Origin of the sequence: Acinetobacter sp. YH12027, assembly GCF_013420085.1 — a bacterium.
GTDB lineage: Bacteria > Pseudomonadota > Gammaproteobacteria > Pseudomonadales > Moraxellaceae > Acinetobacter > Acinetobacter amyesii.
The window spans coordinates 1-17,180 of sequence record NZ_VOYW01000051.1 but is presented as its reverse complement, the minus strand read 5'-3'; the positions used below and the strand labels follow the sequence as shown (position 1 = coordinate 17,180).

17 protein-coding genes and 1 pseudogene are annotated in these 17,180 nt (G+C 38.8%); 12 read left to right on the top strand and 6 right to left on the bottom strand.

Features of this window, described 5'->3' with window-relative positions; genetic code table 11:
• Window positions 1-273: 273 nt before the first annotated feature.
• The 9 genes from FTT94_RS14700 to FTT94_RS14660 all read left to right on the top strand — a co-directional run bounded on the left by FTT94_RS14700 (window position 274) and on the right by FTT94_RS14660 (window position 9,036).
• A complete protein-coding gene (locus FTT94_RS14700) occupies window positions 274-954 on the top strand; it encodes a SprT family zinc-dependent metalloprotease (protein ID WP_180171029.1) in 681 nt (226 codons plus the stop codon).
• Window positions 955-1,562: 608 nt separating this feature from the next.
• Window positions 1,563-1,817: a hypothetical protein gene (locus tag FTT94_RS16780; protein ID WP_180171028.1), complete on the top strand. Its 255-nt coding sequence runs from the start codon at window positions 1,563-1,565 to the stop codon at window positions 1,815-1,817.
• A 3-nt stretch (window positions 1,818-1,820) separates the two neighbouring features.
• Window positions 1,821-2,900 (top strand): glycosyltransferase family 2 protein, encoded by a 1,080-nt coding sequence (locus tag FTT94_RS14690; protein WP_373686037.1) that lies wholly within the window; start codon window positions 1,821-1,823, stop codon window positions 2,898-2,900.
• Complete coding sequence (locus tag FTT94_RS14685) at window positions 2,897-3,850, top strand: hypothetical protein (protein WP_218955840.1); 954 nt, start codon at window positions 2,897-2,899, stop codon at window positions 3,848-3,850. Before FTT94_RS14690 ends, FTT94_RS14685 begins: the two co-directional genes overlap by 4 nt.
• A 153-nt stretch (window positions 3,851-4,003) precedes the next feature.
• Window positions 4,004-5,056, top strand: coding sequence for an N-acetyl-gamma-glutamyl-phosphate reductase (argC, locus tag FTT94_RS14680; protein ID WP_180171027.1), 1,053 nt, complete (start codon window positions 4,004-4,006; stop codon window positions 5,054-5,056).
• Between the two features lie 79 nt (window positions 5,057-5,135).
• On the top strand, window positions 5,136-5,885 hold the full coding sequence (locus tag FTT94_RS14675; RefSeq protein WP_180026241.1) for a hypothetical protein: 750 nt from the start codon (window positions 5,136-5,138) through the stop codon (window positions 5,883-5,885).
• 18 nt (window positions 5,886-5,903) lie between these two features.
• Window positions 5,904-6,317 carry an ATP-dependent Clp protease adapter ClpS gene (gene clpS / locus FTT94_RS14670; RefSeq protein ID WP_078188641.1) on the top strand — a complete coding sequence of 138 codons (414 nt, stop codon included), beginning with the start codon at window positions 5,904-5,906 and terminating at the stop codon, window positions 6,315-6,317.
• Between the two features lie 12 nt (window positions 6,318-6,329).
• On the top strand, window positions 6,330-8,606 hold the full coding sequence (gene clpA, locus FTT94_RS14665) for an ATP-dependent Clp protease ATP-binding subunit ClpA (protein ID WP_078188640.1): 2,277 nt from the start codon (window positions 6,330-6,332) through the stop codon (window positions 8,604-8,606).
• Window positions 8,607-8,682: 76 nt separating this feature from the next.
• Window positions 8,683-9,036, top strand: a complete 354-nt coding sequence (locus tag FTT94_RS14660) for a YnfA family protein (protein ID WP_180171030.1) — start codon at window positions 8,683-8,685, stop codon at window positions 9,034-9,036.
• A gap of 50 nt (window positions 9,037-9,086) precedes the next feature.
• On the opposite strand, the gene FTT94_RS14655 is transcribed toward FTT94_RS14660, so the two are convergent.
• The 3 genes from FTT94_RS14655 to FTT94_RS14645 all read right to left on the bottom strand — a co-directional run bounded on the left by FTT94_RS14655 (window position 9,087) and on the right by FTT94_RS14645 (window position 11,341).
• Window positions 9,087-9,563, bottom strand: a complete 477-nt coding sequence (locus FTT94_RS14655) for a hypothetical protein (RefSeq protein ID WP_180171026.1) — start codon at window positions 9,561-9,563, stop codon at window positions 9,087-9,089.
• Window positions 9,564-9,654: 91 nt separating this feature from the next.
• Window positions 9,655-10,575: an ornithine carbamoyltransferase gene (gene argF, locus FTT94_RS14650; protein ID WP_078193464.1), complete on the bottom strand. Its 921-nt coding sequence runs from the start codon at window positions 10,573-10,575 to the stop codon at window positions 9,655-9,657.
• A gap of 112 nt (window positions 10,576-10,687) precedes the next feature.
• Entirely contained in the window at window positions 10,688-11,341 is a 654-nt protein-coding gene (locus FTT94_RS14645) for a TetR/AcrR family transcriptional regulator (RefSeq protein WP_180007806.1), read from the bottom strand.
• Between the two features lie 239 nt (window positions 11,342-11,580).
• On the opposite strand from FTT94_RS14645, the gene prpB reads away from it, so the two are divergent.
• Window positions 11,581-12,465, top strand: a complete 885-nt coding sequence (gene prpB / locus FTT94_RS14640; RefSeq protein WP_180005561.1) for a methylisocitrate lyase — start codon at window positions 11,581-11,583, stop codon at window positions 12,463-12,465.
• A 3-nt stretch (window positions 12,466-12,468) separates the two neighbouring features.
• The gene (gene prpC / locus FTT94_RS14635; protein WP_180007804.1) at window positions 12,469-13,605 is read left to right on the top strand and encodes a 2-methylcitrate synthase; all 1,137 of its coding nucleotides are present in this window, start codon (window positions 12,469-12,471) and stop codon (window positions 13,603-13,605) included.
• A 58-nt stretch (window positions 13,606-13,663) separates the two neighbouring features.
• Here the strand turns inward: prpC and FTT94_RS14630 are convergent, their stop codons facing one another.
• Window positions 13,664-14,281 carry an aminotransferase gene (locus tag FTT94_RS14630; RefSeq protein WP_180171025.1) on the bottom strand — a complete coding sequence of 206 codons (618 nt, stop codon included), beginning with the start codon at window positions 14,279-14,281 and terminating at the stop codon, window positions 13,664-13,666.
• A gap of 78 nt (window positions 14,282-14,359) precedes the next feature.
• Entirely contained in the window at window positions 14,360-14,836 is a 477-nt protein-coding gene (locus FTT94_RS14625) for a CinA family protein (protein WP_168379808.1), read from the bottom strand.
• Between the two features lie 236 nt (window positions 14,837-15,072).
• On the opposite strand from FTT94_RS14625, the gene FTT94_RS14620 reads away from it, so the two are divergent.
• A complete protein-coding gene (locus tag FTT94_RS14620) occupies window positions 15,073-15,303 on the top strand; it encodes a hypothetical protein (RefSeq protein ID WP_078190858.1) in 231 nt (76 codons plus the stop codon).
• Between the two features lie 564 nt (window positions 15,304-15,867).
• Here FTT94_RS14620 and FTT94_RS14615 read toward each other — a convergent pair.
• Window positions 15,868-17,052 (bottom strand): annotated as a pseudogene (locus FTT94_RS14615) (alpha/beta fold hydrolase).
• Between the last annotated feature and the right edge of the window lie 128 nt (window positions 17,053-17,180).

Below are 17,180 nucleotides of genomic sequence, written 5' to 3'. Positions count from 1 at the left end.
GCCATACTGGCAGGGCTTTCAATACTATTGAACACTCTTCAGTTGTTGTCAGAGTATTCGTCTGATGAGCTGAATGCGATTGCTCAGATCGCATTCAATTTATAAAAAATGTGTAGATACCTATGCCTTTTAGGAGAGGGTTAGGGAGAGGTTTCTTTTTAATAGCTTCCTCATCCTAACCTTCTCCCAGAGGGAGAAGGGATTCCTAATATATTTTTGAAGATATTTAAAATTCAATTTTATGCATTATTAATAAGCTTTTAAAAAGAATAAATGACACCAAACCTTCCTGAAATTCAAATCACTCGAAAATTACGTGCCACACGCTTAAGACTGCGTGTAGAACCAACACAAATTAAATTAACAGTTCCTCAGTTTTGCACGCAGCGCCAAGTTCAAGATTTTCTGAAACAATCTGAACAATGGATGATTGAAACATGGCAGAAGCAGCAGGAAAAAACAGGGCAGATTGATAAAACGCTTCCAGCAGAATTAAAACTCTTTAATTTAGAACAGCCTTTACAGGTTGTGTATCAAACGCAAAAACATTCATTTATCTTGGATGAAGAAAATCATCAGCTTTTCATCAGTGACCGGCAGCCTGAACAATATTTAAAAAGCTTTGTGATTGCTTATGCCAAAAAGTATTTACCGATTTATTTAAAGCAAGTGAGCAGTGAAACAGGCTTGAAATATGGTAAGTGCTCGATTCGTCAGCCTAAAACTCGCTGGGGGAGTTGCTCTGCAAAGCATGACATTATGCTGAATAGCGGCTTGGTGTTGTTCCCATTGGAAATCACGCGTTATGTGGCTGTACACGAGTTAGCGCATACTCAGCATTTTGATCATAGCCCAAACTTTTGGGCAGAAGTTCAAAAACATGATGTTCATTTCCAGCAGCATCGGAAAACGTTGAAGAGCAGTCCAATGGCGTGGTGGTGGAATATTGTTTGAGGTTAATTTTTATTTTAAAAATTAATGCAAAATGCGGTAGCTTTTGATTAAGACAAAAATTATTAACAGAAGTATTAAAAAGAAGAAATTTTCAACTGAAAAGGCTTCTGCAAGATATAGTTTGTAATGAAGGATAATAACAATAAGTAAGATTACGCCGATGTTGTGCCGATGTTGTAAAGCATATTGGTGTGGTTAATATTGAAATTGTTTTTTATTAAATTTAACTAATTATTATATTCTAACTCCAAATATCCATTGTCTTGCTCTTGCTACTTTACGAAATCTTTATTTCCGCGTAAGTGTAGAAACTGGATTATGATTATTTTCTTATGGTAATAATTAGAGTTTTTACTCCACTATTTATTGAGATAATTATAAATAATTTAAAAAAGTTGTTATATAAGTCACATTTTATTGTTGTTTTGTGAAGCTTTGTTGGTATTATGTGTTTGGGTTGGGGCGTGGTTTTGAGCACATTGTCTGATTGGTTAAAAACCAATCTAAAATGTTCTAATGTATTGATATTTATTCATTGTATTTTTTACGTGCGCGTTCAGTTTGTTTTCTCTCCAGGCGTTATTGTCTGACGCTTAAAGCATTTGTATATGGTTACTCATGATCGTAGCAGTGTTGCTACACGGTTTTATATTTCTGTACGCGTTAAATTTGTTATTGCTTTCATTGGGGCTTGTCTTTGGACATATTTTTCATTATGGATGGCTGAAAATTGGATTAGAGATTTAAGTGAATTAATTGGCTCTGTAGCAGCAATATTTTTTATTTTCGGCATTGCCATTATTCCTGGATTTATGAATTCCTTTGCCGCACTAAGTTTGTTGATGGATAAAAGGCCTAAATGACAAATTTTAGATGTATATCCGAATATTACAATTCTCATAGCTGCATACAATGAAGAATCTTCTATCCTAGACACGCTTCAGAGTGTGGATCGACAAAATTATCCGGGTGGACTGCAAGTCATTGTGATTAATGATGGTTCTAAAGATAGTACTGCACAATTGGTAAAACAGGCTGAAGCTCAGTATTCATGGCTGACTTTATTGGATTTAACCCAAAATGCGGGTAAGGCTCATGCCTTAAATGAAGGGTTGAAATTAGCCAAACATGATTTGGTGCTCACCGTTGATGCAGACTCTTACTTACACCGTATTGCTTTGCAATGCATTGTGGAGCGCTATGTTGCAGATCCGCCGAATACACGCGCTGTTGCAGGTAAAATTTTGGTACGAAATTCACGTCAAAATTTACTGACAAAAACGCAAGAGTGGGATTATTTTTTGGGAATTGCAGCGACAAAACGCTTACAGTCTTTATATCAAGGCACCTTGGTTGCTCAAGGGGCATTTTCAATTTATGACCGTAATGCACTTGTTGAAGTGGGTGGTTGGCCTGAATGTGTAGGTGAGGATATTGTTCTTACTTGGGCTCTGCTCAGAGCAGGTTACCGTGTTGGACATTCGGAGGATGCCTGTGTATTTACCAATGCGCCGACGGAACTCAACGTTTTTGTTAAACAACGTCAGCGTTGGGCACGTGGCATGATGGAGGCTTTTATTAAGCATCCTGGTATTTTGATTAAGCCGCGGTTATCTACATTCTTTATTCATTGGAATGTGCTGTTTCCATGGTTAGACATTGCCTTTACCTTTGGTTTTATTCCTGGAATTATTTTGGCATGTTTTGGTCATTTTTGGATAGTTGGCCCAATGACTTTGGCTCTCTTACCTATGGCTTTTTTGTTGGGTTTTCTCAATTACAGTATTGAAAAGCGAATGTTTAAAACTATGGATCTTAAAATACGTAAAAACCTAACGGGTTTTTTTATTTATGTTTTGGCTTATAGTTTCTTGTTGCAACCAGCAAGCATTTTAGGCTATTTGGATGAAATTTTGAAAACACGTAAAAAATGGGGTACTAAATGAAATCTAGCAATATGAATTTTGGTTTCTCATTATGCTTTTTGTGCTTATTTTCAGCCTATGTGCAGGCGGGTGAGTCGTCAGCAACCCAACCTTCAAATTGGGCTGCAGGCACAGAGTTTTTCATTAGCCATGATAGTGAAGGTTTTGAAACCCAAAAATTATCAGCTGAAGTTTTTCCTCAATACAACAATGCAAATGATTATTTAGGCGCACGTTTTAGTGCCTATAACTATAAAATCGATGATTGGCAGAGTGATGCTTATAAAGTATCAATCATTGCTAAAAATGTAGAAGCTGCAACTGCAAATGGATGGACGCTTGAAGCTGGGGTTTTTGAACAAAATGACCATACCTTAGCCACCTTTGATGGTAGCTATCGTCAACCACTAACTAAAAGTACTGCAGTAGAAGTATTTGCAAATCGTGATTGGGTCGAAACACGACCAGCTTTAGAGCACGGTATTCATTTTACCTATTTGGGTGGCGCGGTTGATCAGCAAATAGGGCCACATGTTACCGTGGTTGGTTTGGTAGCAACGCAATTATTTTCAGATGACAATCGCCGTGATCATGGTCGCTTAAAATTAATCTATCAGCCATCCTTAGAACATGGCTTAACATTGCAGGCGCGATACCGTTTGTATCAAAGTGATGCGGATGATGTTGCAGGGTTGTATTTTAATCCTAAAGATTATGAAGAAAGTATGTTAGCTCTGGGGTGGCGTAAAAGATACAATGGTTGGACGACTGGGATTACAGTCGGTTATGGACGAGAAAAAGTGGCTGATGCACCGAGCCAATCAACAAAACTGCTGGAACTGAACATACAGAGTCCAATTCATCAAAACCAATTTGTGCGCTTAAATGCGGGTTATAGTAACAGTGCTTCATATTATGGTGCCGATTATAGCTATCGTTATTTAATGGGCGAATGGGTGCTTAAATTTTAGTAAATTTATTATGAGTTAAAACCAGATGCTAGCTTGGATTCTTTATGATAAAGAAAATGCTAATTTCAACTAATAACTAAGCAAAACAGTTCAGAAATCCTCAACTTCCTGTCATACTACGCAGTCATCAAATGGGTACTTTGAATAGAGGTAATGAGCGTGATTTCAGTAGGTATTGTCGGCGGTACAGGTTACACAGGTGTTGAATTACTGCGTATTTTACTGCGACACCCCAATGCAGAAGTAAAAGTTTTAACTTCGCGTACTGAAAATGGCCGCCGTGTGGATGATATGTTCCCAAGCTTGCGTGGACATACAGACCTTTGCTATTCAGATCTAAATATTGAAGAACTAAAACAATGTGACGTTGTATTCTTTGCGACGCCGCACGGTGTTGCAATGAAACACGCTGAAGAATTGGTTGCTGCAAATACTAAAGTGATTGACCTTGCTGCTGACTTCCGCTTGCAAGACTTAGCTCAATTTGAGAAATGGTATGGCCTCGACCATGCTTGCCCAGAATTATTAAAAGATTCAGTTTACGGTTTGTCTGAATTAAACCGTGAAAAAATTCAAAAGGCTTCAGTGATTGGTAACCCAGGTTGTTACCCAACAACTGTTCAGCTCGGTTTAGCGCCAGTATTAAAAGCTGAAGGATTAGTGAAACCTGAAAGCATTATTATTGATGCAAAATCAGGTGTGTCTGGTGCAGGTCGTAAAGCCAGCCTGGGTATGATCTATTCTGAAAATGCAGATAACTTTAAAGCTTATGGTGTAGCGGGTCACCGTCATCACCCTGAAATTGTAGAAGCCTTGGAAAATATTTCAGGTCAAAAAGGTGTGTTTAACGAAATTTTATTCGTACCACATTTAGTACCAATGATTCGTGGCATGCTCAGCACTATCTATATTGATTTGACTGACGCAGGTGCTTCTGTGGATTTACAAAGCATATATGAACAGTTCTATGCCAATGAGCAGTTTGTAGATGTTATGCCTGCAGGAAGCTCACCTGAAACACGTACTGTGCGTGGTGCGAACCAATTACGTATTGCGATTTGCAAACCTCAGCCGAAAAAATTAGTGATTTTGGTGGCTCAAGACAACTTGGTGAAAGGTGCAGCAGGTCAAGCCGTACAAAATATGAACTTGATGTTTAGTTTTGCTGAAAATGCAGGACTTCAAGGCATTGGTTTATTACCATAAGAAACGATTTAAAACTTCACACACATTTAAAACTGGATTTAAATGTGTGCCTTGAGTGAACTAAAAATAAGAGATGACGATGTCGAATACAGAATCTAATTTCAAGTCAGAACCTGAAAACAGTGAAAAAACGCCTTTTATGAAGACGAATATGCCACTGGCGATTGGTGCAGTTGTACTTGCATTGAGCAGCGGTTTGCTCGGATATAGTATCGGTCATCGTCAGGGCTTAACAGTGGTCGGATATGATGCAGATGCAGAGCAACTGGTTGATGTGGTGCAAAAGCAAAAAACTGAATTAGCAGGCCTGAATAAAAGTTTGAATGCGGCAATTCAAGAGCGTGATGTCGCTGTAAGTAATTCAAATGATTTATATTTGGCCGTTAAAAAAGCACGTGATGATCAAGAGTTAACCGGTAATTTGGGTGTTTTGTATCGTGAAGTATTGCGCCAACGTGGGGGTATGCCGCTTGCAGTACAACATTTAGCGATTAAATCGTTACCTGAAAATGCGTATGAATACCAACTTGATCTCGTTCAAGTAAGTCCGTCAAAAAGTAATGTATCTGGAAGTGTTGAGCTGCGTTTAATTAAGGGTACAGAAGTACTTGCAGTGCCTTTAGAAGACAAAAACTTTAACTTTAGCGAAAGTGAGCGACTCACTGGACGTTGGACCATGCCAAAAGGCTTTAGTCCAGACTTTATTGAAGTGCGTTTAACCGGTTCTAAACCCGTTATTCGCCGTTTTAGCTGGTCGAAAGGTCAGCCTGTTGAAAATCAATCTGCCTTCCTTTCAGAAATTCCTCAAACTGAAGCAAGTGCAAACTAAGTGTGAAACCTAAATCCTATGCGAACCAATAAGCGTCAAACGTGTTTATCTGACATTAAAAATTCATTTTACCAATCTGGTTTAGTGGACTGGCATCTAAACCCGACTCTCAGCCAAGGTACGCAGGATGATGGTGATTCAGACATTCAAGTATTGACTGCGCCACCTGAGTTAAAGCGTCCTCCTATGTATGCTGTCGTTTTAATGAACGATGATTACACCCCAATGGACTTTGTAATTGAAATTTTACAACAATACTTTGCTTTGAATCTTGACCAAGCCACTCAAGTAATGCTAACTGTACATTATGAAGGAAAGGGTGTTGCAGGGGTTTATCCGCGAGACATCGCAGAGACTAAAGCAAATCAGGTCAATAATTACGCTCGGTCGCAAAGTCATCCATTACTTTGTCAGATTGAGCCAAAAGATTAATAAGGGGATTACATGCTCAGTCGTCAATTAGAAGTATCACTACGTTTGGCTGTCAGCATGGCTCGTCAAAAGAGACATGAATTTTTGACGGTAGAACATTTATTATTGGCTTTACTGGATAATGATTCCGCTGTTAATGCATTGAAAGCATGTGGCGCAGACATTATTGTGCTTCGCAAAGAACTTGAAGAATACGTAGAACAACATACCCCTAAGCTTGGCGAAAATAGCGATCAAGCACCACATCCTACAGAAAGTTTTGATCGTATTTTGCAGCGTGCAATTTTCCATGTGCAATCGAGTGGAAATGACCGCACTGTAGAAGGTGCAGACATTTTAGTTGCGATGTATTCAGAGCGTGATTCATTTGCGGTGTATTTACTTAAACGCCATCAAATCAACCGTTTGACATTAACGCAGTATTTGTCTCATGGCACACGTAAAGATGAAGTCCAAGCCGAAGAAGAAATCGAAGAGCTCGATGGTGAAAGCACTACGTCTTCAAATTCTGGCCCATTAGAGCTTTATACGACCAATCTCAATGTTGAAGCTCAAAAAGGCAAAACAGATCCACTGATTGGTCGTGAAAAAGAGATTGAACGTACAGCTCAAATTCTGTGCCGCCGTCGTAAAAACAACCCACTTTTGGTGGGTGACCCAGGTGTCGGTAAAACTTCGATTGCTGAAGGTTTGGCTTGGCTCATTGTAAATGGCAAAGCTCCTAAACCGCTTGAAAATGCAGAAGTATTTAGTTTAGACATTGGTGCTTTAGTTGCTGGAACTAAATACCGTGGTGATTTTGAAAAGCGTCTAAAACAACTGCTAAATGCCTTGAAGAAAAAGCCTGAAGCTATTTTATTTATTGATGAAATTCACATGATCATCGGTGCAGGCTCAAGTATGGGCAGCACGATGGATGCATCGAACCTCATCAAACCAGCTTTGGCAAATGGTACTTTGCGTTGTATCGGTTCAACGACTTTCCAAGAATACCGTCAAGTCTTTGAAAAAGATCATGCATTATCTCGTCGCTTCCAAAAAATTGATGTCAATGAACCATCTATTTCAGAAACGATTGATATTCTGCGTGGCTTAAAAGGCAAATTTGAAGAATTCCATCATGTGAAATACGAAGATCAAGCTTTGGTTTCTGCGGTAGAACTATCAGCGAAATTTATCAATGATCGTTTCTTGCCAGATAAAGCCATTGATGTGATTGATGAAGCTGGTGCGCAGCGTCGTTTAAAAGCTGAGCAGGATGATACGGTCATTTCAGTTGAAAACATTGAAGATATCGTATCGAAAATTGCCCGTATTCCACCGAAAACTGTGTCTAAAGATGATAAGAGCGTCCTTGAAAATCTTGAGCGTGATCTGAAACGTGTGGTGTTTGGTCAGGATGAAGCGATTGAAGCGCTTGCATCTGCGATTAAATTATCTCGTGCAGGTCTAAAAGCGCCAGATAAGCCAGTGGGTAATTTTGTCTTTGCGGGTCCTACAGGTGTGGGTAAAACTGAAGTCACTAAGCAATTGGCGAAATTATTAGGCGTCGAACTAGTACGTTTTGATATGTCAGAATACATGGAACGTCATGCCGTATCTCGTTTAATTGGTGCGCCTCCGGGTTATGTCGGTTTTGATCAAGGTGGTTTGCTGACCGACGCGATTCATAAAAATCCGCATTGCGTGCTATTACTAGACGAAATTGAGAAAGCACATCCAGATGTCTTTAATTTGTTACTGCAAATTATGGATCATGGTTCATTAACAGATAATAACGGTCGTAAGTCTGACTTCCGTAACGTTGTGTTAGTACTGACTACCAATATTGGTGCAGAATCAATTTCACGTGTGAGCATTGGTTTCATGGACCAAGACAACAGTAATGATAACCAAGACGCGATGAAAAAAGCCTTCTCACCAGAGTTCCGTAACCGCTTAGATGGTGTTATTCAATTTAAAGCATTGCCAACAACGGTCATTGAAAGTGTGGTTGATAAGTTCTTAACAGAGCTTCAGGCACAGTTAGATGATAAGAAAGTGGTTCTTGAGGTTGATCAAGATGCACGCGAATGGATGGCAGAGCAAGGATACGATCGCTTGATGGGCGCTCGTCCAATGCAGCGTTTAATCCAAGAGCATTTGAAAAAACCGCTTGCTGAAATGATTCTGTTTGGTGAGCTTGCGGAACATGGCGGCAATGTTGCTGTTTCAGTGAAGAAAGAAAATGGCAAAGCAGTGGGCTTAAAACTCGAAGTGTTTGAAGACCAAACCGCTGAACCTGCTTAATCAATTTAATTAACAAAAACCCGTGCTTGCACGGGTTTTTTATATTTATTCAACGCTAGATTTGGATTTCTCAATGATGGACGTATCATTAACAAAAGTGCTAACCACTTTCGGTTTATTTGCACTAACAGCACTGATGGAAATTTTAGGTTGTTACTTCCCATATTTGATTTTAAATCAGCAAAAAACGCAGTGGTTATGGATTCCAACAGCGCTTGCATTGGCTGCATTTGTTTGGTTATTGACGTTACATCCAGCAGCTTCGGGTCGAATCTATGCAGCCTATGGCGGAATCTACATTTTCTCTGCATTGCTGTGGTTGCGTTTTGTCGATCACGTAAATCTAACGCGATGGGACATGTTAGGTGGCATCATCGTATTGGTGGGTGCAGCTGTGATTGCATTACAGCCTCAAGGTTTAATTCGTTAAGTAAAAAAACATTGCAGAAGGTAAACCAAGAGCTGTAAGAAATCAGATGTTTATTTAAATTTACATTCAGCGTTGTGGATTTTTATTTCGTATTTCTGTTGAGGTGAAGATAAATTCATTTCCAATACATATGGATTTACACGTTGAAATTGATGCTCAAATAGCAATTCACAATTTTGTAGAGAATTTTTTTTGATCAGTTGTTTGACTTGCTGTTGACCCACTGATTCTGCAAATTGTGTAAAGTCAGGTGTGGTGATAATTCCTTCGATTTCTATTTTATCTGCTGAAACTTCCATTTTTTCCATCAACATATTTTGGTCAACTTGAAAAGGAAGGGTGCGAGAGTCTTCGTCACTTATGGCAGAAAGTATTTCATCTAAAGCAGGTTTATTTTTAATTTGGAATGCAGCATCCAAAATTCCTTTTTTTACGAGGTATTGATCTAGCTCAGTTGGAGATGCTGCAAATGTAACGGTGCTTAGGCCTAAAGAGACTAAAATTAACAAGCTTTTTTGAATGTGCATATTTTAAATCACTTATAAAAGTTATGGTTTTATTAAAGCATGCAAAAACAAAAAAAGCACCCGAAGGTGCTTCATTTATCTATGTAAAACCTTAGTCTTTTTTAAGATTTTCGTTAATTAAGAATTCAACAAGTGCTTTTTGTGCATGTAAGCGATTTTCAGCTTCATCCCAAACCACGGCATTTTTGTGGTCAAGCATATTTTCAGAAATTTCTTCACCACGATGCGCAGGTAAGCAGTGCATAAATAAACAGTCAGCGTGAGCAAGATCCATCAGGCGTTCATTCACTTGATAATCTGCAAACGCTTTTTCACGAATTTTTTGCTCTTCTTCTTGGCCCATACTTGCCCAAACATCTGTCACGATTAAATCTGCATTAACTGCAGCATCTTCGGCAGAATCAACAAGTTCAACACAGTGTGCAAATTCAGATAAAAATTCTGCTTTAGGTTCATAGCCCTTAGGTGCAGCGATTTTTAATTTAAAGCCCCACATATGAGCCGCTTCAATATATGAGTTACACATATTGTTGCCATCACCAATCCAAGCAACCGTTTTACCTTCAATAGAACCACGGTGTTCAACAAATGTTTGAACATCGGCAAGTAATTGGCAAGGGTGGTGATCATCTGTTAATGCATTGATGACAGGAACTTTTGAATAAGAAGCAAAACGTTCAACAATGTCGTGACCAAAAGTACGAATCATCACAATATCAAGCATGCTTGAAATCACGCGTGCAGAATCTTCTACTGGCTCGCCACGACCTAATTGAGAGTCGCGAGATGAAAGGAAAATTGCACTACCACCAAATTGGCTCATTCCTGCTTCAAACGATACACGTGTACGGGTGCTCGATTTCTCAAAAATCATGCCCATGACTTTACCAACGAAAGGTTGGAAAACTTCATTGTTATGCTGTTTGCGCTTGAGTTCGATACCGCGCTGTACAATTTGGTTAAGTTCTAAAGTCGATAAATCGCGTAAAGTTAGAAAGTGACGTAGAGCCATTGTTACTCCACAATAATTGCTGAATCAAAGAACAAAACAACAATTAGTTGTTGGTTGGTTAGAGAAAAAGGAATCGATTAATATACTATAAGAGAGGTAAATTGCAAAAAATCTAGCGCTTTTGGTGACCGTCTAGGAAACGATCGACGCAATAACTGATGTAATTGATGGTTTCTTGATCATTTTCATCAATGCTGATGCCCATGAGAACGCGCCATTCTAAATTACGCAAAATTCCAAAATAAAACTGAGCCGAAAACAACGGGTTTTCACAATACAGCAAACCGTGTTGATGCGCTTGATTTAAAATTTCTGCAACGGTGTTCTGAATTTGTTTTGGGCCTTGCTCATGAATATAACGTGCTATTTCAGGATTACGTCCTGTTTGTTCTAAGACTAACCGCATAAATGCCGCATTTTCAGGCATCACGATATGCTGATGAAAGTCACTTAAAGTATTGATGAGATAAGCACGAATATCGGTGTCAGGGCTCACCGTAAATGGTAGGCAAATATCTTTGAAAAATAAGCAGCGACGATAGTCACAAATGGCCTTAAATAATCCGTCTTTATTACCAAAATATTTATAGATTGACGCTTTTGAACCACCTGCATGATTCACGATGTCATCTAATGAAACTGCATCAAAACCACGTTTTAAAAAAAGCTCCGTAGCACTTTCTAAAAGCGCAACACATCGTTCATGTCCGCGCCGCGTTTGTGGCTGGTCATGCGTTAAAGGTTCAATGTGTATTAAATCTTGCATAAAGTGATAATATTTAACAAAAAAATAGCTGATTTGATGATAATTATAGCAAAAAATTCAGTACTTTTCTGCTTTGCTCATAAATAAGAGATCTTTGACTAAAGAATAACAACAGATAGGTGATAAGTGAAATATTTGACTAAAGTTTTAGAGTTAATATTCTACAAAGCCATAGAGTTGGAAAAAAATATGGATATACTCAAACTTCGAAAATTAAAGTAAATGCCGTGGAAAGGAATATGACACAACAAACGTCTGCAGGCTTAAGATTTAGACAAGCATTGGAAGTAGAAAAACCATTACAAATCATTGGTACCGTAAATGCCTATGCAGCAATGATGGCAAAAGAAGTTGGCTATAAAGCCATTTATTTATCTGGTGCAGGTGTTGCGAACTATTCTTATGGTTTACCTGACTTAGGCATGACCAGTTTAGACAATGTTTTGGAAGATGTTCGTCGTATTACTGAACGTGTAGATACGCCATTACTTGTCGATATCGATACAGGTTGGGGCGGTGCATTTAATATTGCCCGCAGTGTGAAGCAAATGATTGCAGCAGGTGCAGCAGCGGTTCATATTGAAGACCAAGTCGCACAAAAGCGTTGTGGTCACCGTCCGAACAAAGAAATCGTGTCACAACAAGAAATGGTTGACCGTATTAAAGCGGCTGTTGATGCAAAAACCGATTCAAACTTTGTGGTGATGGCGCGTACAGATGCATTACAAAAAGAAGGTTTGCAAGCAGTGATCGACCGTGCATGTGCCTGTGTAGAAGCAGGTGCAGATGCGATCTTTGCTGAAGCAATGACTGATATTACCATGTACAAAACTGTCTGCGATGCTGTTGGTGTCCCTGTACTGGCAAACATTACAGAGTTTGGTGATACCCCTTACTACACCAAAGAAGAACTAGGCGAGCAGGGTATTGCAATGGTGCTTTATCCATTGTCTCCGACACGTGCAATGCAAAAAGCGGCACTCGAAGTGATGCATGCAATCCGCAATGACGGTACACAAGTCAATGTACTGGATAAAATGCAACAACGAAAAGAACTCTATCAATTCCTCGATTATCACACTTTTGAAAATACCTTAGATAAATTGTTCACTGAAGGAAAATAAAAAATGGCTGAAGGAAAAGTACTCACGGGCGCAGGACTGCGCGGACAAGTAGCGGGTAAAACTGCACTTTCAACTGTAGGCAAAAGCGGTGCGGGCTTAACCTATCGTGGTTATGACGTTCAAGACTTGGCAGAAAACTGTCAGTTTGAAGAAGTTGCGTACCTGATTTTCTTTGGTGAATTGCCAACAACAGAACAATTAGCAGCATACAAAGCTAAACTCAAATCATTGCGTCAATTGCCACAAGCGTTGAAAGAAGTATTAGAACGTATTCCTGCGGACTCACATCCAATGGATGTGATGCGTACAGGCGTTTCAATGTTAGGCAACCTTGAAACTGAACAATCGTTTGAACAACAACAAGATGTTGCAGACCGTATTTTGGCAACGCTACCTGCGATCATTTGCTACTGGTACCGTTTCAGCCATGATGGTGTACGTGTAGAAGAAAACACCGATGATGATTCAATCGGCGCTCAATTCCTACATTTACTGCGTGGCGAAAAACCAAATGAATTGCACGAGCAAGTGATGAACGTATCACTGATTTTGTATGCAGAGCATGAGTTTAACGCATCTACATTCACAGCGCGTGTATGTGCATCAACATTGTCAGATATGCATTCATGCATCACAGGTGCAATTGGTTCACTACGTGGCCCATTACATGGCGGTGCGAACGAAGCTGCGATGGAAATGATTGAAAACTGGACGTCTCCAGAAGAAGCTGAACGTGAAATGCTCGGCAAACTTGAGCGTAAAGAAAAGATCATGGGCTTTGGTCATGCGATCTATAAAGACAATGATCCACGTAATGGCATCATCAAAATTTGGTCTGAACGCCTAGCAAAAGACGTCGGTGATACTGTGCTTTATCCAGTATCAGTACGCTGTGAAGAAGTGATGTGGCGCGAGAAGAAATTGTTCTGTAATGCAGACTTCTTCCATGCATCTGCATACCATTTCATGGATATTGCAACCAAATTATTCACGCCAATCTTTGTGATGAGCCGTGTAACAGGTTGGGCAGCGCATGTGATGGAACAACGTGCGGACAACCGTATTATTCGCCCAAGCGCGGACTATACAGGCCCTGAACTGCGTAAAGTGGTGCCGATTGCAGAGCGTTCTGCGGCATAATTTTAAAGTGAAATAAAAAAGCCTCTAAAGAGGCTTTTTTATTATTTGTGTTAACAATCTATTTGGTTAATAAAACAGGATCTTCGACGCTATATCCCGTTTCAAATGGAATCCCTAGATATTTAACAGTCACTAAATAAAAAGGCTTTTGCACTACACGATAAGTTTTAGAGATTTTTAAACCTTCTTTATACGTCTCAGCCTTTTGTATGGCGCTTTTATACTGCGAATTTTTAATACGATATTGATAGGTCCATTTATCAATGGTTTCATTCGGGTCATACCAAGATTTTGCAGTGCCATTCATGGTCGTTAATAACTGTATTCGGGCATTATTGTTATTTACTGGTGTTAGTTTGGCTAAACGCTTTTTAATTTTCGCGATTTCTTTATCAAACTGGGCACTGTCTTGGTCGTAATCAATCCGTTTTGTCTTAGGATTAATATATAAAGACTTCACTGTAATTAATTGCGTCGGCTTTTGGCTATTTAATTGATAATAATATAATTGTGGTAAACGACCACGACCATCTTCAAAATGACGCATTAAATAGATTTTTTGGTCTTTTTTATCAAAACCTAAAACCTCAATGGTTTGAGGGCCGCCTACCGTCGCGAAAGCAGAGCAGGAAATTAGGGTGCTAATTGCGAATGCATTGAAATGACGTAGCTGCATTTTCTTGTCCTGATAAGTAAATTCCTCAATACAGTATGCGATGCAAAATGATATTTAAATATGAAGATTATGTATGTTTTATTCTGCATTTAAGATGTCTAATACACTGTGAGCAACATTTTCAGTTAACTGATCTAAGCGTTCTAAAGCCGTACCCAAAATAAAATAATGATAATTATAGATACGACCATCATGTAAAATTGAAATATAAAATGTTCCTTCGGGTTTTTCTACAGTTGCACTGCCACCGGGTTTGAGTAATCCAGTGCAGGCCACCACAAAGTCCGCATGTAAAAATAGTTGTTGTCCTTGCTCAGCCATCGCTTGAGTCACTTCTGCGGATTCGGCCGTAAATTTTTCTATTAGTAGAGGATCTACTTTTAAAATTTCACGCTTGATTGATGGATCATAGCTCACTAGTCCACCTAATAAGATATCTGCACCACTATTCTTATAAATTGAAAATTGACTACATAAATAACCAGAGCTTGCACTCTCGATAAACGCGATAGTCATGGATTTTTGTTCTAAAGCATCGCAACACTGTTTAAGCATGTGCTTACCCCAAAGTAGAATGGTGAATGATCATTAGTATTCTTAAAATTTTAGCATTGATTTCGCTCGCCTGTAATTTCACTAAAAGTCTAAGGTGGCACTGTGGGCGTTGAGGAATTCACAAAAATAGTGTGATTGTTTAGAAGCTGTACGAAAAGATGAAATAAAGGTTTCTTCGGAAGGGAAACGATGTTAAAACTTAAAATAAAGAGCGTAACAAAAGTAGGTTTATTTCAATGAAAACGACTGTTAAATATGTAGTATTAAAAAGCCTAGACTATCAATTGGGCACGCCACTTTTTCAAGAAGAATTAGACGCAGATAGCCTGTATTTTGATCAAATTCCGGCTGTAATTCAGTATCAAAATCATCAATTCAAAGTGAAAAGTAAAGAGTTAAAACGTGTTTATTTGGCTGAAGAAAATGAAGACATGCAAACCATTATTGTGAAAGTACTTGCCGTTTAATTTCGATCAATTTTTAGTATTAAAAATACAGTTCTCATTGAGTTGGGAGCTGTATTTTTGTATTTGATAGACTCAAACTATAGATTAATCTAGATTTAAAGGAGATATATATTTTTAATGATCACTTGATCATATCGATTTAGCTATTCGATCAACAGCTATTTAATCCCCCAGATATTATTTAGTATAATTTATCTGTTTTTTCATGGGGGGGAGACATGATGGACTTATTTAAATTTCTAAAAAGCTTTAATACAACGGGCACTTATCTTTTAATTTCAACGATTTCGCTAGTTTGCTTAGTTGTGTATTTCTATTTTATTAATCCAAACTGATCTAAGTTGACTACCAACATCTTTGGCTTTAAATAAAGAGCTTAGTAAATAAAACTACATAATAAAATTTTATATCAAAAATATTGATATAAAATTTTGAGTAAATTAAAAATAGAGCTGATTGTTTTAATCCATATTTGTATTGATAAAGCCACAACGATAGTGAAAGTTCTTTTGTGCACGACATTATGAAAGAAGAAGCGCCACGAGGGCGCTTTTATTTTGGGTATTAGTTTGTTTGACAGGTATTTAAATACGTCTTATTCTCAATTGAATATATAAAGTTATCGATCAAATATTCACTTTGTTTGAGTGAATCACGATGATCACCATTTTTAATTGGGTGAAATGCTATGGGTTTATTTTCCTTGCAGACTTTTTGATAATAAGCATGGACACCCCGATAATCTACCAATTGATCTTAATCACCTTGTACTAACAGTAAAGGTACCTGAGGTGTCATCAATTCGATCGACTGTTTTTCTAAATAACGGGTCAATGGCGTTAAATCTACATTGGGTTTAAAAACAGTTTTTGGTGATACTTTTAGTTCATTTTGTAGTTCTGATAAGCAGCGATTGCGAGCTTGATTGAGGATTTTCTGCATTTCTGGGCTAACAAAATCTTTTGCTGAAAGTGTAGGCTCCGCAGCTTCAGCACCTAACAGGACGATAGGTAAAAATGCTGCAACGCTCGGATCAATATTAGACTGATTTGCTACATATTCAGCAATCCCTTCATATTGGTAACCGCCGGGTGCCAATGCAACTGCTCCGCGTAAATTGAGTTCTGGGGCATCCTTTTGTCCAAACGCTGCTACGGTTAGGGAAGCAGCGCCGCCTTGACTGTGGCCCATGACATACCAGTTTTTACTCAATTTGACTGATTTTAATTGATGCATGGCACGGACAGCATCAACGACAGTGTGTAACTGACTTTGAGCATTCATATAGGGGTGACTGCCTGGTGTGCCTAAACCTTGATAATCCGGCGCAACGACTGCATAGCCACGAGCAAGCCAAGCATTTAAAGCTTTGGATGCAATTTTTTGGTATACGTGAACGGGTCCATCTGCATAATCACCTGAAGGTGCACAGGTATCTGCTACACCAGTTGTACCATGTGCCCATGCCAAAACTGGCCAACCGCCTTTCGGGGCTTTACCTTTAGGTAATAGGATATATCCAGAAGCAACAATCGGTTCTTCATGAACACCTCTACTTCGATAGGTAATGATATATCGTTCTGCTGCATAGCTAAAAAGATCGGGCGTTTGAGCTTCTAAAGATAGTATTGTACCGGGTGTAAGCGCGGCTATATTGGCGATTTGACCTTCATTTATTTTGGAAGGTACAGGAGATGCAGTTGTGTACGCTGAAGCTAGACAAATACAGCTAGCAACCAATTTAAGAATATGAACCGTACCGGTTTTGTCGGAGAGTCAATATTCTGAGAGACTATCCCGATGACAAAATTAAAATATACCCCTGAAATCAGAGAAAGAGCGGTTCAATTATTGATTGAATCTGAAAAAGATTATCC